The sequence below is a fragment of the Streptomyces sp. NPDC058001 genome, assembly GCF_042886315.1.
Classification (GTDB): domain Bacteria; phylum Actinomycetota; class Actinomycetes; order Streptomycetales; family Streptomycetaceae; genus Streptomyces.
Genome location: NZ_JBHVQT010000003.1, coordinates 26,324 through 42,070 on the forward strand (window position 1 = coordinate 26,324; position 15,747 = coordinate 42,070).

Genomic DNA, 15,747 nt, shown 5'->3' on the forward strand with positions numbered 1-15,747 from the left:
CCGATCGGAGAAAGCATGAACACCGTCCAAGCGGCGCCACGCCACTCGGCGGCGTCGGCGCCACGCGCCCGCGTGGTCGCCGGCTACGAGGTGATCCGTACAGGACCGCACCGGACTCCGGAGCGGATCGTCGCCACGGACATTGCCGAGGACATCGCCGAGGACGTGCCACTCCAGGGACTCTCCGTTCGCTCGGGTACTCATCCGACGATCGTGGAGACCGCCGACCGGCTCGGCGCGCGGCTCACGGAGGAGAGGGAGACGGCATGCTGACGAAGGTGCTCATCGCCAATCGTGGCGAAATCGCTGTCCGTGTGGCCCGGGGGTGCCGGGACGCGGGGATCGCGAGTGTGGCGGTGTATGCGGAGCCGGACCGGGACGCTCTGCATGTCCGCGCGGCGGACGAGGCGTTCGCGCTGGGTGGTGACACCCCGGCCACGAGCTATCTCGACATCGGCAAGGTGCTCCAGGCCGCCGCGGACTCCGGCGCCGACGCCGTGCACCCCGGTTACGGGTTCCTGTCGGAGAACGCGGAGTTCGCCCAGGCCGTACTCGACGCCGGACTGACCTGGATCGGACCGCCGCCACAGGCGATCCGCGACCTCGGCGACAAGGTCGCCGCCCGGCACATCGCCCAGCGCGCCGGCGCCCCCCTGGTCGCCGGCACCCCCGACCCGGTGTCCGGCGCGGACGAGGTCGTGGCGTTCGCCCGGGAGCACGGGCTGCCGATCGCGATCAAGGCCGCCTTCGGCGGCGGCGGACGCGGCCTGAAGGTCGCCCGCACCCTGGAAGAGGTACCCGAGCTGTACGACTCCGCGGTACGCGAGGCCGTCGCGGCGTTCGGGCGCGGGGAGTGCTTCGTGGAGCGCTACCTCGACAAGCCCCGGCACGTGGAGACCCAGTGCCTGGCCGACGCGCACGGCAACGTGGTCGTCGTGTCCACCCGGGACTGCTCGCTCCAGCGCCGCCACCAGAAACTGGTCGAGGAGGCCCCCGCCCCGTTCCTCACCCAGGAGCAGAACGCGCAGCTGTACGCGGCGTCCAAGGCCATCCTGAAGGAGGCCGGCTACGTCGGCGCCGGCACGGTGGAGTTCCTGGTCGGCGCGGACGGCACGATCTCCTTCCTGGAGGTCAACACCCGCCTCCAGGTCGAGCACCCGGTCACCGAGGAGGTCACCGGCATCGACCTGGTCCGCGAGATGTTCCGCATCGCGGACGGCGAGGTGCTCGGCTACGACGACCCGCCGGTACGCGGCCACTCCTTCGAGTTCCGCATCAACGGCGAGGACCCGGGCCGCAACTTCCTGCCCGCCCCCGGCACCGTCACCCTCTTCAGCCCGCCCGCCGGACCCGGCGTGCGCCTGGACGCAGGCGTGGAGTCCGGCGCGGTCATCGGCCCCGCGTGGGACTCGCTGCTCGCCAAGCTGATCGTGACCGGCGCGAGCCGGGAGCAGGCGCTCCAGCGGGCGGCGCGGGCGCTGAACGAGTTCCAGGTCGAGGGCATGGCCACGGCGATCCCCTTCCACCGCAAGGTCGTCGCGGACGAGGCGTTCACCGCGGCGCCGTTCCGTATCCACACCCGGTGGATCGAGACCGAGTTCGCCAACGACATTCCCGCGTTCACCGTCCCGTCGGACACCGAGTCCGACGAGGAGCCGGGCCGCGAGACCGTCGTGGTCGAGGTCGGCGGCAAACGCCTCGAAGTCTCCCTGCCGTCCTCGCTGGGCATGTCCCTGGCCCGCACCGGCCTGGCGGCGGGCGCCCGGCCCAAGCGGCGCGCGGTGAAGAAGTCCGGCCCGGTCGCCTCGGGGGACACCCTCGCATCCCCGATGCAGGGCACCATCGTCAAGGTCGCCGTCGAGGAGGGCCAGGAGGTCAAGGAGGGCGACCTGGTCGTCGTCCTGGAGGCCATGAAGATGGAACAGCCGCTGAACGCCCACCGCACCGGCACCGTCAAGGGCCTCGCCGCCGAGGTCGGCGCGTCGATCACATCGGGCGCCCTCATCTGCGAGATCAAGGACTGACCTTCGACACTCCAGGAACCCAGGCCGACGTCCTGCGAGAACGGCGGCCCGTTTGTGCCTTTGTCGTACCGGTGGTCTATGGTCGCGCTGTTCTCTGGGGAGGGGATGGCGCATGGTGCGTGGGGGACGGTGGGCTGTGCTGTGCGCGGCCGCGGCACTGCTGCTGGCGGGGTGCGGGCAGCGGGCGCCGGAGGCCGGGTTCGGGAGTGCGGGGGAGTTGCCGGAAAAGCTCGGGAAGGACGGCACCACCATCCTGGTGGGCGATCCGGACGCGCGGGTGACCGTGCGCCTGTACGAGGATCCGCGCTGCCCGTACTGCAAGGAGTTCGAGGTCACCGGCGGTTCCCCGAAGTTGCGGGAGGCGATGCTCGACCGCCGGGTGCGGACCGAGTACACCCTGGCGAGCTTCCTGGACGACCGGGTCGGCGGCAGCGGGTCGAAGAAGGCGGTCAACGCACTGCGCGCCGCGCTGGAGGTGGGCAAGTTCGTGGAGTACCACGAGGTGCTCTACGCCAACCAGCCGGACGAGAGCGTCGACGGCTACACCGACGCCTATCTGCTGGAACTGGCCGGCGAGGTGAAGGGCCTGCGTGGCCCCGCGTTCAACGCGGCCGTGAAGAGCATGAAGTACCGCTCCTTCGTCACCGCCTCCGAGAAGGCGTACGAGCGGGCCGGGGGCGTACTGGATCCCGGGGGACCGGGGACGCCCACCGCTGTGATCAACGGCAAGCGGCTCCCGACGGAGTACAGCTGGCTGCTCCTCGACGGCGCCACCTTCGCCAAACTGCTGCGGCAGATCTACAACAGTCCCGTGGAGTGGGAGAACACCTCGTTGTGAACCCTCTGGAGCCAGGAATTCTCGATGGATATCACATACTCACCCGTCACTGAACTCAATCTGTTGAAGGATCTGCAGGACAGGATCGGCTACGAGAATTTCGCCGATGGATTCGGCCTGACGAAGTACGGAGACATCTCCGGCCTGGTGGCGGGATGGTCGGGCGACCCGGAATTCACTGACCTGCTGATTCCCTTCGCACAGGCCACCGGCGGCGGTTCCTTCTACGCCCTCTGGAAGCTCGATGACCGGGCCGACCTCGCCACCCTTCCCGTGGTCGTCTTCGGGGACGAGGGCGGGCAGCATGTGGTGGCCCGCGATCTGCGGGAGCTGTTCCAACTCCTCGGCTTCGACACGGAGATCACCGTCGACTGGGAGCGGGCCTATTACTACCGTGACGAGGACGAGCCGCACAGCGACGGCCACGACGAGTACGCGGCCTGGCTGGACCAACATTTCGGCCTGCCCGTGGCAGTGGACCCCGACGTCGTTCTCGCGGCGGCCCAGGCGGAACTGGGGCAGCGGTTCACAGACTGGGTCCGCCCCTTCCTCCCTTGAACACACCTCTTGAACTGGGGAGACCTACGTGCAGTACCCCTTCGAATTCGCGCCGGTGTACGCCGAACTGTGCCGCGAAGGAGCCACATGCTGACCCTGTCCACGTGGCAAAACCGCTTCGACCGGCTGCACGACACGTCCGACATAGCCCGGCGGACCGGCGGCCAGATCGCCGACTTCCTCAAGCACGACCACGGTTGGTACCACCACGACGGCGACCTGGTCCTGCCGGAGGACACCGCTCTGGACATCGCCCTTGTTGTCGACGGCGACTTGGTGGTGCACGGCTTCCTGGACGACTACGTGTCCCGCCTCGGCATGCTCGTCGTCCTCGGTGACCTGGTAGTGCGGGACCTCGTGTCCTGGGGCGCGCTCTACGTGCAGGGCGACCTGCGCGCGAAGGGCCTGGTCCACGGCTACTACAACGACTTCACCTTCGAGGTGCGCGGCGCGGTGCCCGCCCGGGTCCTGGTCCTCGACGACAAGTTCGGCGACTACCGCAGGGGCACGCTGGAAGCGGAGATCGACGGGTACGACCCCGCGCCCGAGCAGCTCCGGGCGGCCCGAGACATCCTTGTCCCCGAGGTGTACGACGAGGAGGAGGACTGGGCTTGGGAAGAGGACCAACCGGCTTTTCGCCGCCCGGCTTATGAGCTGGTCCGCACCCGACTGCACGCCGGGGAACCCCTCTTCAGACACCCGTGAGCACGGTCCTGCTCCTCCTCGGCGGCGACGTCGAAGCACGCGGACCGCTCAGCGATTTGTCGGACGCTACTCGGTGCGCAGCGCCCTGGCCGTACGCGCCTTGGCCGCCCAGCCCGCGGGTACCAGCGCGCCCAGCATCGCGATCACCACCCCGCCCAACCCCGGCAGAAGCAGCTGAACAGGCCCGTACACATCGAGGACCGACGACGGCAGACCGGTGCCTACGGCACGCCCCATCATCGGCATGACGACGCGGTGCAGCGCGTACCCGACCGGCACGCCCATCAGTCCGCCGATCACGCCGATCGCGGCCACCGAGGCGAACACGAGGCTCATGGTCTGCCGCGGCGACATGCCGATCGCCTTGCAGACGGCCAGGTCGTGGATGCGTTCGCGGGTGTCCAGGACCACGGAGTTGAGGACGCCGAGGCCGGCCACGACCACCAGCATGAGGGTGAGCAGCACCGCCATCGCGTCCATGATGAGGATGATGCCCTTCTGCTCAGAGGCGGCGTTGGCCGTGGCGTCGCCGCCCAGCGGCAGTACGACGGCGGCGAGCTTCCGGGCGTACTCGTCGGCGGAGACGCCGTGCTTCACGTCGACGAGGAAGGAACTGGGCTCGGCCGACTCGAAGTTGGCCATGTCCGCGTGGATCTCCAGCTCGTTGCCCGAGGTGTCGAAGGACTCGCCCACGATCCGCAGATCCGCTGTCTCCCGGCGACAGCGGCCACCGCCGGGTCCGCGCCGTCCTGGCCTACCTTCGCCGGCACGGCGGCACCGAACCCAGCCCCTGCTGATGCGGTTGCCTGTGGGGTGACATGCCCGCCGAGGGCTGTCGGCGGTTGTCTCAGGCCGGTTGCCAGATCCGGGCGAGCGTCGAGGGGGTGAGGAGTTGCTCGGGGTGCCCTTGGCCCACGAGGTGCCCCTCGCGCAGCAGGAGGCAGGCGTCGGCCGAGCGCGCGGCGTCCAGGTCGTGTGTGGCGTGGACGACGGTCACGCCATCGGCGACCAGCTCCGTCAGTAGCGTCGCAATGCGTTCCCTGGCCTCGGGATCGAGCCCCGTGGTCGGCTCGTCCAGGAGCAGCAGGTCCGACTCCTGGGCGAGTCCTTGGGCGATGAGGGCGCGCTGTCTCTGTCCGCCCGACAATTCCCCGAGTTGACGTGCGGAGAGGTCGGCGATGCCCAGGCGTTCCATGACCGTGTCCACCAAGGCTCGGTCGTGACGGGTGAGCCTGCGCCACGGACCGCGTTCGCCCCAGCGTCCCATCTCCACGGTCTGCCGGACCGTCAACGGCAGTGCGTCGCCGACGGCGCCGCGCTGGGGGACGAAAGCCGGTGGCCGACTGCCGACGTGGCGAAGCTCCCCTGATGTGGGCCGGATCACGCCGGCGAGCACACCGAGCAGGGTGGACTTCCCGCTGCCATTGGGGCCGACGAGTGCGGTGGTGGCCAACGCTCCTATGTCGGCGCTGAGTTGGTGCAGTACCGGGTGGCCGGCGTAGCCCGCTGACAGCTCCGTGAACTGGATGCGAGACGCCGTGTCTTCGGGGGTGGGGGGTGGGAGGCGCGATGTTTTGAACATGGTTTTCATTGTACTGTTCTCGCATGGAGTGGTTGACAGACCCATTCGAGGTGACCTTCGTGCAACGGGCCTTGTGGGGCGGAGTCCTGGTGTCGGCGATCTGCGCCCTGACGGGGACCTGGGTGGTACTGAGGGGGATGGCCTTCCTCGGTGACGCCATGTCGCACGGGTTGCTGCCCGGCGTCGCGCTCGCGGCGCTTCTGGGAGGAAACCTGCTGGTGGGAGCGCTGCTGAGCGCGGCCGTCATGACGGCCGGTGTCACCGCCCTGGGCCGCAGTCCACGGCTGTCCGAGGACACCGGGATCGGTCTGCTCTTCGTCGGAATGCTGTCGCTCGGCGTCATCATCGTGTCGCGGTCGCAGTCCTTCGCGGTGGACCTGACCGGATTCCTCTTCGGTGACGTACTCGCCGTCCGCGAACAGGACCTGGTGCTGCTGGGCGGGGCCCTGCTGCTGGCGCTGGGCGTCTCGGTCCTCGGCCACCGGGCCTTCCTCGCCCTGGCGTTCGACCCACGCAAGGCGCAGACGCTCGGTCTGCGTCCTCGCCTGACCCATGCCGTGCTGCTCGGACTGCTGGCGCTGGCCATCGTCGCCTCGTTCCACATCGTCGGGACGCTCTTGGTCCTGGGCCTGCTCATCGCTCCGCCGGCGGCAGCTCTGCCGTGGGCGCGCAGCGTGCGGGGCGTGATGGTGCTCGCGGCGCTGCTCGGCGTGACGGCCACGTTCGGTGGCCTGCTGCTGTCCTGGCACCTGAGCACCGCGGCCGGGGCGACCGTCTCGGCCCTCGCGGTGGGCCTGTTCTTCCTCTCCCACCTTGCATCTGGCATCCGCCACCGCCACCGCCGCCGCGACCGCGACCGCCGTGACCGCCGCCGCGCACGCTCGGTCGGCATCCGTCCGGCGGCAACCGACTGACCCGCGACAACCGACTGACCGGCGACGACCGACTGAGAGACCTGAGGCGATGTCCTTGTTCGTCCGAAGAAACGTCACTCCTTGGGCGCCGAGAGCGCTCGTGGCCCTCGCGCTGCTCGCCACGAGTTGCGCCGGTCAGGACGACAACGCGTCCGCACCGAAGGGGAGTTCCTCGACCTCCGCCACTCCGCACGGCTACATCGAAGGGGCCCAGGAGGCAGCCGAGCAGCAGTCCCGGCTGCTGCTCAACGACCCGGGCATCGGTGACACGCGTGTACTCGACCTGATCACCGGAAAGGCGCACGCGGTGTCCCGGACCACCGGTACCGCGGACCTCACCACGGACGGCCGGTTCGGCTACTTCCACACGCCGGGCGGTACGCGTGTCCTCGACGGCGGTGCCTGGATGGTGGACCACGGCGACCATGTGCACTACTACCGTGCCGCGATCCGCGATGTCGGCCGCGTACCGGGAGGCGCCGGCGCGCGTGCCCGCAGTGACGCCGCCGTGACCGCCGTGACCGGTGAGGACGGCCGGGCCGCGATCTACCGCCGGACCGAACTGGAGAAGGGCGAGACAGGTACCCCCCGCACACTGCCGGGGACACATGCAGGCGCAGTCGTGCCGTACGCGGAGCACCTCCTCGCCCTCACGGACGACCTCGACGGCTCCACCAAGGTCGTGGTGCACGACCGTGAGGGCAAACGCGTCGCCTCGCCGGACGCGGAGTGCGAGGACCCGGGGGGCGACGCCGTCACCCGGCGTGGGGTGGTGTTCGGATGCGCGGACGGAGCCCTGCTGATCAGCGAGGAAGACGGCGGCTTCGCGACTGAGAAAATACCGTACGGCGTCGATGTCCCCACGGAGGAACGGGCGTTGGCCTTTCGTCACCGCACAGGGAGTGACACGCTCACGGCACCGGCGGGAGACCGAGCGGTGTGGGTGCTCGACGTCACGGAGCGCACCTGGACACGGGTGAAGACCGGACCCGTCGTCGCCGTCAACACCGCGGGCGAGGGCTCACCGCTGCTCGTCCTCCAGGACGACGGAGCGCTGCACGGCTACGACATCACCACGGGCAAGCAGGTGTCCGAGACCAAGCGGCTTCTGACCGACGTACCCAAGACCCGTACCGACGGCGCGGCAGGCCCCGTCATCGAGGTCGACCGCAGCCGGGCCTACCTCAATGACCCGCTGGGCAGCCGCGTGTACGAGATCGACTACAACGACAACCTGCGTACCGCCCGCACCTTCGATCTCGACATGAGGCCGGCCTTGATGGTGGAGACCGGACGATGACGACACCGAAGCGAACCATTCCGCAGGTGCGCCGCTTGCGGCTGATCTTGCGCACCCTCACCCTCATCCTCACCGTCACCGCTACGGCCACCGCCTGCACGAGCAGCGACGACCGACCCCGGGTCGTGGTCACGACCAACATCCTCGGCGACATCACCCAGGAGATCGTCGGCGACGAAGCCGAGGTCACCGTGCTGATGAAGCCGAACGCGGATCCACACTCCTTCGGCCTGTCGGCCGTGCAGGCGGCCGAGCTGGAGCGCGCCGACCTGGTGGTCTTCAACGGACTGGGTCTGGAGGAGAACGTGCTGCGGCACGTGGACGCCGCCCGGGACTCCGGCGTCGCCACCATCGAGGTCGGCAGGGCGGTGGACCCGCTCACCTTCCAGGCGCATGACAGAGGCGGCCCCGAAGCCGAGGCCGGACAGCCCGACCCCCACTTCTGGACCGACCCCGACCGCGTACGTAAGGCCGCCGACCTGATCGCCGACCGGGTCGTCGAGAACGTGAAGGGAGTGGACGAGAAGGCGATCCGCCACAACCTCGCCCGCTACGACGAGCAACTCGCCGACCTCACCACCTGGATGGAGGAGTCCTTCGACCGCATACCGGAGGAGCGGCGGGCGCTGGTGACGAACCATCACGTCTTCGGCTACCTCGCCGACCGCTTCGGCTTTCGGGTGATCGGCGCGGTCATTCCCAGCGGCACCACGCTGGCCTCACCCAGCTCCTCCGACCTGCGTCTCCTCACCCAGGCCATGCGCCGGGCCGGGGTGAGGACAGTGTTCGCCGACTCCTCGCAGCCGAAGCGGCTGGCCGAGGTCCTGCGCACCGAACTGGGCAGCCAGGTACGGGTCGTCGAGCTCTACTCCGAGTCACTCACCGAGAAGGGCGAGGGCGCCGGCACCTATCTGCGGATGATGCGCGCCAACACCACCGCCATGGCCGGCGGCCTGACCGGCAACTGAAGCCGGGCCACGCCGGGCCACGCGCCGAAACCGACACGGCCGAAGGCCACCACCCGACACGGCCGACCACCACCCAACACACCGACGTCGCCCCCGCGCGGCCAGAACGGAACACACACAGTGAACAAGACGATACGCAACAGGGCCTTCTCCGGAACCGTCCTCGCCCTCGCGGTATCCACGGTCCTGACCGCCTGTGGGGGAGAGGGCGGCGCCTCCTCCGACGCGAAGACGGCGAAGGACGCTCCGAGTGCCACGTCCGCCACATCCGCCGCGTCCGCCGCGGTCAAGGACCCGCTGGTCGCCACCTTCGAGGGCGGCCTGTACGTCCTGGACGGCGAGAGCCTGAAGCTGGCCAAGACGATCGAGCTGCCCGGTTTCAACCGCGTCAACCCGGCAGGCGACAACTCCCATGTCATCGTCTCCACCGACGCCGGCTTCCGAGTCCTCGACGCCGCCGAGCAGAGGTACACCGACATCACCTACGAGGGCACCAAGCCCGGACACGTCGTACGGCACGCCGGCAGGACGGTCCTGTTCACCGACGGCACCGGCGAGGTCAACGTCTTCGACCCCGCCGACCTGGCCGACGGCACGAAGCCCGAAGGCCGCACCTACACCTCCGCCGAACCGCACCACGGCGTCGCCATCGAACTGAGCAACGGCGAACTCCTCAGCACCCTCGGCACCGAGGAGAAGCGCACGGGCGCACTCGTCCTGGACAAGGACAACAAGGAGACCAAGCGCAACGAGAACTGCCCCGGCGTCCACGGCGAAGCCGCCGCCCAGGGCGAGGCCGTCGCCGTCGGCTGCGAGGACGGCGTCCTGATCTACAAGGGCGGCAAGTTCACCAAGGTCGACGCCCCCGACGACTACGGCCGCATCGGCAACCAGGCCGGCAGCGACGCGTCCCCGATCCTCCTGGGCGACTACAAGACCGACCCCGACGCCGAACTGGAGCGGCCGACCCGCATCTCCCTCATCGACACCGAAACCGCGAAGCTGCGCCTTGTGGACCTCGGCACCAGCTACTCGTTCCGCTCACTCGGCCGCGGACCCCACGGCGAGGCACTCGTCCTCGGCACCAACGGCACCCTCCATGTCATCGACCCGAAAACGGGCAAGGTCGAGAAAAAGATCCCCGTGGTGGACAAGTGGCAGGAGCCGCTGGACTGGCAGCAGGCCCGGCCCACCCTCTTCGTCCGCGACCACACCGCGTACGTCTCCGAACCGGGCAAGCGCAAGCTGCACGCCGTCGACATCGAGTCCGGCGAGAAGGTCACGTCGGTGACGCTGCCGAAGAGCACGAACGAACTCTCCGGCATCGTCACCGGCCACTGACGTCCGGCTCGACAAGGCCGCCGCGCACCCGGTCCGCCGACCCGTTTCGGCGCGACCGGGCGCTGCGGCCCATCGTCAGGCCCGGGAGTGGGCACGACACGACGTGCGGGACATCGCCACCCCGAGCGGAAGGTGCACAAGAGGCTAAAAGAACCCGAGCTTCTTCGGCGAGTACGAGACGAGAAGGTTCTTCGTCTGCTGGTAGTGCTCCAGCATCATCTTGTGCGTCTCGCGCCCGATACCGGACTGCTTGTAGCCGCCGAACGCCGCGTGCGCGGGATACGCGTGGTAGCAGTTCGTCCAGACCCGCCCGGCCTGGATCGCGCGCCCCGCGCGATACGCGGTGTTGATGTCCCGCGTCCACACCCCGGCCCCGAGCCCGTACAGCGTGTCGTTGGCCGTCTTGATCGCGTCGTCGAAGTCCGCGAACGACGTCACCGACACCACCGGACCGAAGATCTCCTCCTGGAAGATCCGCATCCGGTTGTCGCCCTCGAAGATCGTCGGCTGGACGTAGTACCCGCCCGCCAACTCCCCGTCGTACTCGATGCGTCGGCCGCCCGTGAGGACCTTGGCGCCCTCCTGCTGCCCGATGTCCAGATACGAGAGGATCTTCTGCAACTGGTCGTTGGACGCCTGCGCGCCGATCATCGTCTCCGTGTCCAGCGGATGACCGGGCTGGATCGCCTCAGTCCGCGCGACGGCCGTTTCGATGAACTCGCTGTAGTGGCCCTGCTGGATGAGCGCGCGTGACGGGCAGGTGCACACCTCGCCCTGGTTCAGCGCGAACATCGTGAACCCTTCCAGCGCCTTGTCCCGGAAGTCGTCGTCCTGCGCCCACACGTCGTCGAAGAAGATGTTCGGACTCTTTCCGCCCAGCTCCAGCGTCACCGGCTTGATGTTCTCGGACGCGTACTGCATGATCAACCGGCCCGTCGTGGTCTCACCCGTGAAGGCGATCTTCGCGACGCGGGCACTGGACGCCAGCGGCTTGCCCGCCTCCACGCCGAAACCGTTGACGATGTTCACCACCCCCGGCGGCAGCAGGTCCGAGACCAGACTCATCCAGTAGTGGATCGACGCCGGGGTCTGCTCGGCGGGCTTGAGGACGACCGCATTGCCTGCGGCGAGCGCCGGCGCCAGCTTCCAGGTCGCCATCAGGATCGGGAAGTTCCAGGGGATGATCTGCGCGACCACGCCCAACGGCTCATGGAAGTGGTATGCGACCGTGTCGTCGTCCACCTCACCCAGCGAACCCTCCTGCGCCCTGATCGCCCCCGCGAAATAGCGGAAGTGGTCAATGGCCAGCGGAATGTCGGCCGCGAGCGTCTCGCGCACCGGCTTGCCGTTCTCCCAACTCTCGGCGACCGCGAGCGAGGCGAGGTTGGCCTCCATCCGGTCGGCGATCTTGAGCAGGATGTCGGCCCGCGCGGTGACCGAGGTACGGCCCCACGCCGGTGCCGCAGCGTGCGCCGCGTCCAGCGCCCGCTCGACGTCCTCGGCGGTACCGCGCGCGATCTCGGTGAACGGCTGCCCGTTCACCGGACTCGGATTCTCGAAGTACTGTCCGCGGGCCGGCGGTACGTACTCGCCGCCAATGAAGTGGTCGTAGCGAGCCTGGTACGCGACGACCGCGCCCTCGGTACCCGGCGCTGCGTAACGGGTCATGGTGGCCTGCCTCCCGCAGAACGCTGCCCGCCGTTGGGCAGCTCTCGCCACGAGGCTAGGGAGACGGAGGTTGCATGGACGTTGCGATGCGCCTCGGGCGAACGAGGCCGGGACCGAGGCCGGGGCTGGACTCGGGCTGGTGGCCCGCACCTGGCTCAGGAACGGGCGCGCCCTCAGCCGGCGCCCGTCCGTGGGGCGACGGCGGACCGACCGGACCGCGGCACCGGCGCGTGACCGAACCCGCCGGTGGCCCGTGTCCCCGGCCGCTGCCACACCGCCGGCGCCGTCAACTCGGCCTCCAACTCCGCGACCCGCGCGAGTACAGGAGACGTCGGCCGTACGGACGCCAGCGCACGCCACACTTCCAAGTCCTCCTCTCCCCAAGGGGAGTTCACCCAGTCGGCCAGCAGATCCGGGTCCCCGCACGCGATCAACGACGCCCGCAACTCATCCGCGATCTTCCTCCGCAACCGCACCACCGCCGGCGCCTGCGACCCCCGCAGCAGCGGCCCCGTGTACGCCGCCGCGGCAGCGGACACCGCCCCCGCGCCGAGCCGCCGCTCCACCGTCGCCACATCCGACTCCACCGGTACCGTCAACCGGTACGGCCGCGACGCCAGCACATCCGGCCCGAGGATGCGCCGCAACCGCGCCACCTCCGCCCGCAGGGTCACCGGTGTCACCGACTCGTCCTCGTACAACGCGCACAGCAACTCGTCACCGCTCAGCCCCTCCGGATGCCCGGCGAGGAGCACCAGGATTTCGCTGTGCCTCCTGCTCAGCCGTGTCTTCCGGCCGCCCATGAGGAGCAGCGCCTCGTCCCGCCCGAGCGCTGTCACCTCCACAGTCCCCTGACGTGGCGCCACCGGAGCGAGCAGGGCGAGCTGGGACTCCGCGGCCCGCGCCACCGCCTGCACGAAGGCGAGGCTGTGCGGATGGGCCAGGCCCTCCCCACCGGTGATGTCGATCGCGCCGAGCAGTCGCCCGGTGCGCGGGTCGTGCACGGGCGCCGCCGCACACGTCCACTGCTGGACCTGCCGGGTGAAGTGCTCCGTCGCGAACACCTGCACCGGCCGGTCCACGGTGACCGCCGTTCCCGGCGCGTTGGTACCCATCGCGGACTCCGCCCATCGCGCGCCGGGCACGAAGTTCATCCGCCCGGCCCGCTTCCGTGTCGCCGGATGGCCCTCGACCCACAGCAGCCTGCCCTGCGCGTCGCACACCGCGAGCAGATGCTCCCCGTCCTGCGCGAAGCTCCCGGTCAGCTCCCGGAACAGGGGCATCACCCGCGCCAGCGGATGCTCCGCCCGGTACGTCCCCAGGTCGCCGTCCGTCAGTTCCATCGTCGCCGACACGCTGTCCGGACTGACCCGCGCTCTCGCCGAACGCCGCCACGAGTCGGCCACCACCCCTCGCACGGGTCTGGCGACCGTCCCCGCCGCGGTGAATCTCTCATGCGCATGGCGCAGCGCGCGTTCCCGCTCAGTGGGATCGGCGCCCGGTTCCAGGGCCACCCATGGATCGGTCAACTCGTCCTCCCCGGACGGCGGTGCGGCTGAGGACATCGTCACTCCGGGGAGGGAGCCCGACAAGCGTCGCGGCACGGTCGGCGCTTCCGGATCCCGCGGTGCCGCCGCGCCGGCGACGGACGAGGGGACACCGCGGGTGGTCCTGACCTGGTGGCTCAGGCGAAGTTGACCATCCTTATGTAGCGGGACCAGTCCCAGTACGGACCGGGGTCGGTGTGGTTTGTACCCGGTACCTGCACATGGCCGATGATGTGCTCACGGTCCCGCGGGATCCCGTACTTCGTACAGATCGCGGCGGTCAGCGCTGCGGACTTCTCGTAGAGCGCGTTGGTGAAGTACTCCGGTTTGTCGACCCACCCTTCGTGTTCGATGCCGATGCTGCGGGTGTTGTAGTCCCAGTTGCCGGCGTGCCAGGCGATGTCCTTCTCGCGGACGCACTGCCCGATGTGCCCGTCGGCGGACCGCACCACATAGTGCGCCGACACCTTCTTCGCCGGATTCCGGAAGATCGCCAGGGTGTCCGCCCAGGTCTCCTGGGTCACATGGATGATCACGTAGTTGACGGGATAGCTGCTGGGACGGCTGGACACCGTGTAGTTGGACGTGCTGGCCGGCACTGACTCGGCCGACGGATAGTCGACGGCCTGGGCCTGGGCGTCGGCCCGCGACGCGGTGAGAAGCGCGGCGGGAGCGGCGGCGAGGGCGGCGGCGCCCAGCAACAGCCCGCGACGGCTCGGTAAGGCGAGTTCCTGATCTCTGGTGGCTCGTTCCATGTGCCGACCTGCCTCTCGGTGGGGGAACAGCTGGACGTACTTATGGAAGGAAGGTGTGCGTGGCGCCCGCGCGCGACGGGCGCCCGGTGCCGGCCATCGGTGGGCGATACCGGTGGGAGATCGCGGTGGGTGGTACCTGTGGGCAGTACCGGTGGCGGTGACGACCCGTGCCGGGGGTCATCCGTCGGGGCCGGCCCGGTGGGGGAGTCCCGCCGCGATCTCCCGCAGCCTGGCGTGCAGACCACGGTGAGTCTCGCGCACGGGCAGCCACTCCTTGCGGATCTTCGCCACGCAGGTGTAGTTGGTGTCGCAGACATTGGCCACGGGTGACTCCACTGCCTGTGTGGCGAACTGGTAGGCATCCAGCTCACTGAAGCCGTAATCCCGGACCAGCCACTGCACCAGGTCGAGCTGCGATATTCGGAAGGCGTCCTCCAGCGGGCGGGCCGAACCGGTGGAGATGATGTGCTTGTCGGACTCCAGCCGGGGCCAGGGAGTGGCGAGGCCCTTGAGCAGTTCGACGATCACCACTGTGTTCATGGCGCATTCCACGGCGACCCCGCAGGTCTCGCCCTCGCCCTGCCGGGCGTGCCCGTCTCCGAGGCTGAGGAGCGCGCCCTCGACATTCACCCCGAGATAGCAGGTGACGCCGGCCCGCATCTCCGGCGTGTCCATGTTCCCGCCGTGGGCGTCCGGCACCAGCGCGGACCGTACTTCCAGATTCGCGGGGGCCACACCGACCGTGCCGTGCATCGGGTCCATCGGCAGCTCGATCTCGATATCACTGTCCTTGGCACGGAACATCGCCGTCCGCCGCTGCCGGTCCAACTGCCAGATCCATACGGTCTCCGGCAGCGGCGGTTGCAGAGTGGCCGTCGTGTGCGTGGAGGTGAGTGCGCCGAACAGCGGCACCGTCGTCGACGCGGCCCAGTCCCGGGCGGGCTCCACGGAGACAAAGTGAACGGCCACCGTGTCGCCCGGCTCCGCACCCTCCACATGGAAGGGGCCGGTCTGCGGATTGAGGAACGGGAACTCGCACACCTTCGACACCAGGTCCTTCTCGGACCGGACCCGTCCGGCGAAGCAGTCCTCGGTGTACAGATCCAGGACCGTGCCCGGGGCGATGCGGGCCACGGGCGGGGCGCCGCCGAACGTCCAGGCGTATTCGTCCGGCTCGGGCCGTACGGTCAGGATCCTCGGGTCGCTCATGGCTGCACGGCTCCGCTCGGTGAAGGGTCGTCCGTCGGACGCGCCGCCGTCGGTCGGCGGTGCTGGTCTCACGTCAATTACGTTACGGCGCTCGGCGATTGAGGTGGAAGGGCGCCGGATGGATCTGTGGACAGCTCTGCGCCTGTGGACAACTCGGAGCCCCGAAAGGGTGACGTGAGGCGCGTGGGGCGGGACCTGCGTTGTGCGTGACGGTGACCCGCGATGCGTGTGGTGGTGGCCCACGATGCCTGTGGTGCGGCTTGCACCACTCATGCCGGTGGCTTGCGCGGCGCGCGGCGGTGGCATACGGCGGCGGCGTGCGGCGCCCCGGCCATCCG

General features: G+C 69.4%; 15 protein-coding genes. 9 read left to right on the forward strand and 6 right to left on the reverse strand.

Translation table 11 applies throughout. The annotated features are described in order from the left end of the window. Positions 1–15: 15 nt before the first annotated feature. The 5 genes from ACFVT5_RS06705 (at position 16) to ACFVT5_RS06725 (ending at position 4,125) form a co-directional block, all read left to right on the forward strand. Positions 16–273, forward strand: a complete 258-nt coding sequence (locus tag ACFVT5_RS06705) for a hypothetical protein (RefSeq protein ID WP_389882180.1) — start codon at positions 16–18, stop codon at positions 271–273. Next, the gene (locus tag ACFVT5_RS06710; protein ID WP_389883578.1) at positions 270–2,024 is read left to right on the forward strand and encodes an acetyl/propionyl/methylcrotonyl-CoA carboxylase subunit alpha; all 1,755 of its coding nucleotides are present in this window, start codon (positions 270–272) and stop codon (positions 2,022–2,024) included. The genes ACFVT5_RS06705 and ACFVT5_RS06710 overlap by 4 nt, the downstream gene beginning before the upstream one ends. Positions 2,025–2,136: 112 nt before the next feature. Continuing rightward, positions 2,137–2,862: a DsbA family protein gene (locus tag ACFVT5_RS06715; protein ID WP_389882182.1), complete on the forward strand. Its 726-nt coding sequence runs from the start codon at positions 2,137–2,139 to the stop codon at positions 2,860–2,862. 24 nt (positions 2,863–2,886) lie between these two features. Next, positions 2,887–3,420: a hypothetical protein gene (locus ACFVT5_RS06720; RefSeq protein ID WP_389882184.1), complete on the forward strand. Its 534-nt coding sequence runs from the start codon at positions 2,887–2,889 to the stop codon at positions 3,418–3,420. Positions 3,421–3,507: 87 nt separating this feature from the next. Next, the gene (locus tag ACFVT5_RS06725; protein WP_389882186.1) at positions 3,508–4,125 is read left to right on the forward strand and encodes a hypothetical protein; all 618 of its coding nucleotides are present in this window, start codon (positions 3,508–3,510) and stop codon (positions 4,123–4,125) included. A gap of 66 nt (positions 4,126–4,191) precedes the next feature. Here ACFVT5_RS06725 and ACFVT5_RS06730 read toward each other — a convergent pair whose 3' ends face one another. Together ACFVT5_RS06730 and aztA are read right to left on the reverse strand one after the other, a co-directional pair. Next, on the reverse strand, positions 4,192–4,818 hold the full coding sequence (locus ACFVT5_RS06730; RefSeq protein WP_389882188.1) for an ABC transporter permease: 627 nt from the start codon (positions 4,816–4,818) through the stop codon (positions 4,192–4,194). A gap of 154 nt (positions 4,819–4,972) precedes the next feature. Continuing rightward, positions 4,973–5,716: a zinc ABC transporter ATP-binding protein AztA gene (gene aztA, locus ACFVT5_RS06735; RefSeq protein ID WP_389882190.1), complete on the reverse strand. Its 744-nt coding sequence runs from the start codon at positions 5,714–5,716 to the stop codon at positions 4,973–4,975. Positions 5,717–5,730: 14 nt separating this feature from the next. Between aztA and aztB the strand changes: the two genes are divergently transcribed. The 4 genes from aztB (at position 5,731) to aztD (ending at position 10,230) form a co-directional block, all read left to right on the forward strand. Further along, positions 5,731–6,621 carry a zinc ABC transporter permease AztB gene (aztB, locus tag ACFVT5_RS06740; RefSeq protein WP_389882192.1) on the forward strand — a complete coding sequence of 297 codons (891 nt, stop codon included), beginning with the start codon at positions 5,731–5,733 and terminating at the stop codon, positions 6,619–6,621. Positions 6,622–6,670: 49 nt separating this feature from the next. Further along, complete coding sequence (locus ACFVT5_RS06745) at positions 6,671–7,921, forward strand: hypothetical protein (protein ID WP_389882194.1); 1,251 nt, start codon at positions 6,671–6,673, stop codon at positions 7,919–7,921. Next, positions 7,918–8,889 (forward strand): zinc ABC transporter substrate-binding protein AztC, encoded by a 972-nt coding sequence (aztC, locus tag ACFVT5_RS06750; protein WP_389882196.1) that lies wholly within the window; start codon positions 7,918–7,920, stop codon positions 8,887–8,889. Before ACFVT5_RS06745 ends, aztC begins: the two co-directional genes overlap by 4 nt. A gap of 120 nt (positions 8,890–9,009) precedes the next feature. Beyond that, the gene (gene aztD / locus ACFVT5_RS06755; RefSeq protein WP_389882198.1) at positions 9,010–10,230 is read left to right on the forward strand and encodes a zinc metallochaperone AztD; all 1,221 of its coding nucleotides are present in this window, start codon (positions 9,010–9,012) and stop codon (positions 10,228–10,230) included. A gap of 144 nt (positions 10,231–10,374) precedes the next feature. On the opposite strand, the gene ACFVT5_RS06760 is transcribed toward aztD, so the two are convergent. From ACFVT5_RS06760 to ACFVT5_RS06775, 4 genes are all read right to left on the reverse strand, one after another. Beyond that, a complete protein-coding gene (locus tag ACFVT5_RS06760) occupies positions 10,375–11,898 on the reverse strand; it encodes an aldehyde dehydrogenase family protein (RefSeq protein WP_389882200.1) in 1,524 nt (507 codons plus the stop codon). Positions 11,899–12,071: 173 nt separating this feature from the next. Next, on the reverse strand, positions 12,072–13,463 hold the full coding sequence (locus ACFVT5_RS06765; RefSeq protein ID WP_389882202.1) for a GAF domain-containing protein: 1,392 nt from the start codon (positions 13,461–13,463) through the stop codon (positions 12,072–12,074). Positions 13,464–13,582: 119 nt separating this feature from the next. Next, entirely contained in the window at positions 13,583–14,200 is a 618-nt protein-coding gene (locus ACFVT5_RS06770; RefSeq protein ID WP_389882204.1) for an N-acetylmuramoyl-L-alanine amidase, read from the reverse strand. Between the two features lie 177 nt (positions 14,201–14,377). Next, positions 14,378–15,409, reverse strand: a complete 1,032-nt coding sequence (locus tag ACFVT5_RS06775; RefSeq protein ID WP_389882206.1) for an acetamidase/formamidase family protein — start codon at positions 15,407–15,409, stop codon at positions 14,378–14,380. Positions 15,410–15,747: the final 338 nt, after the last annotated feature.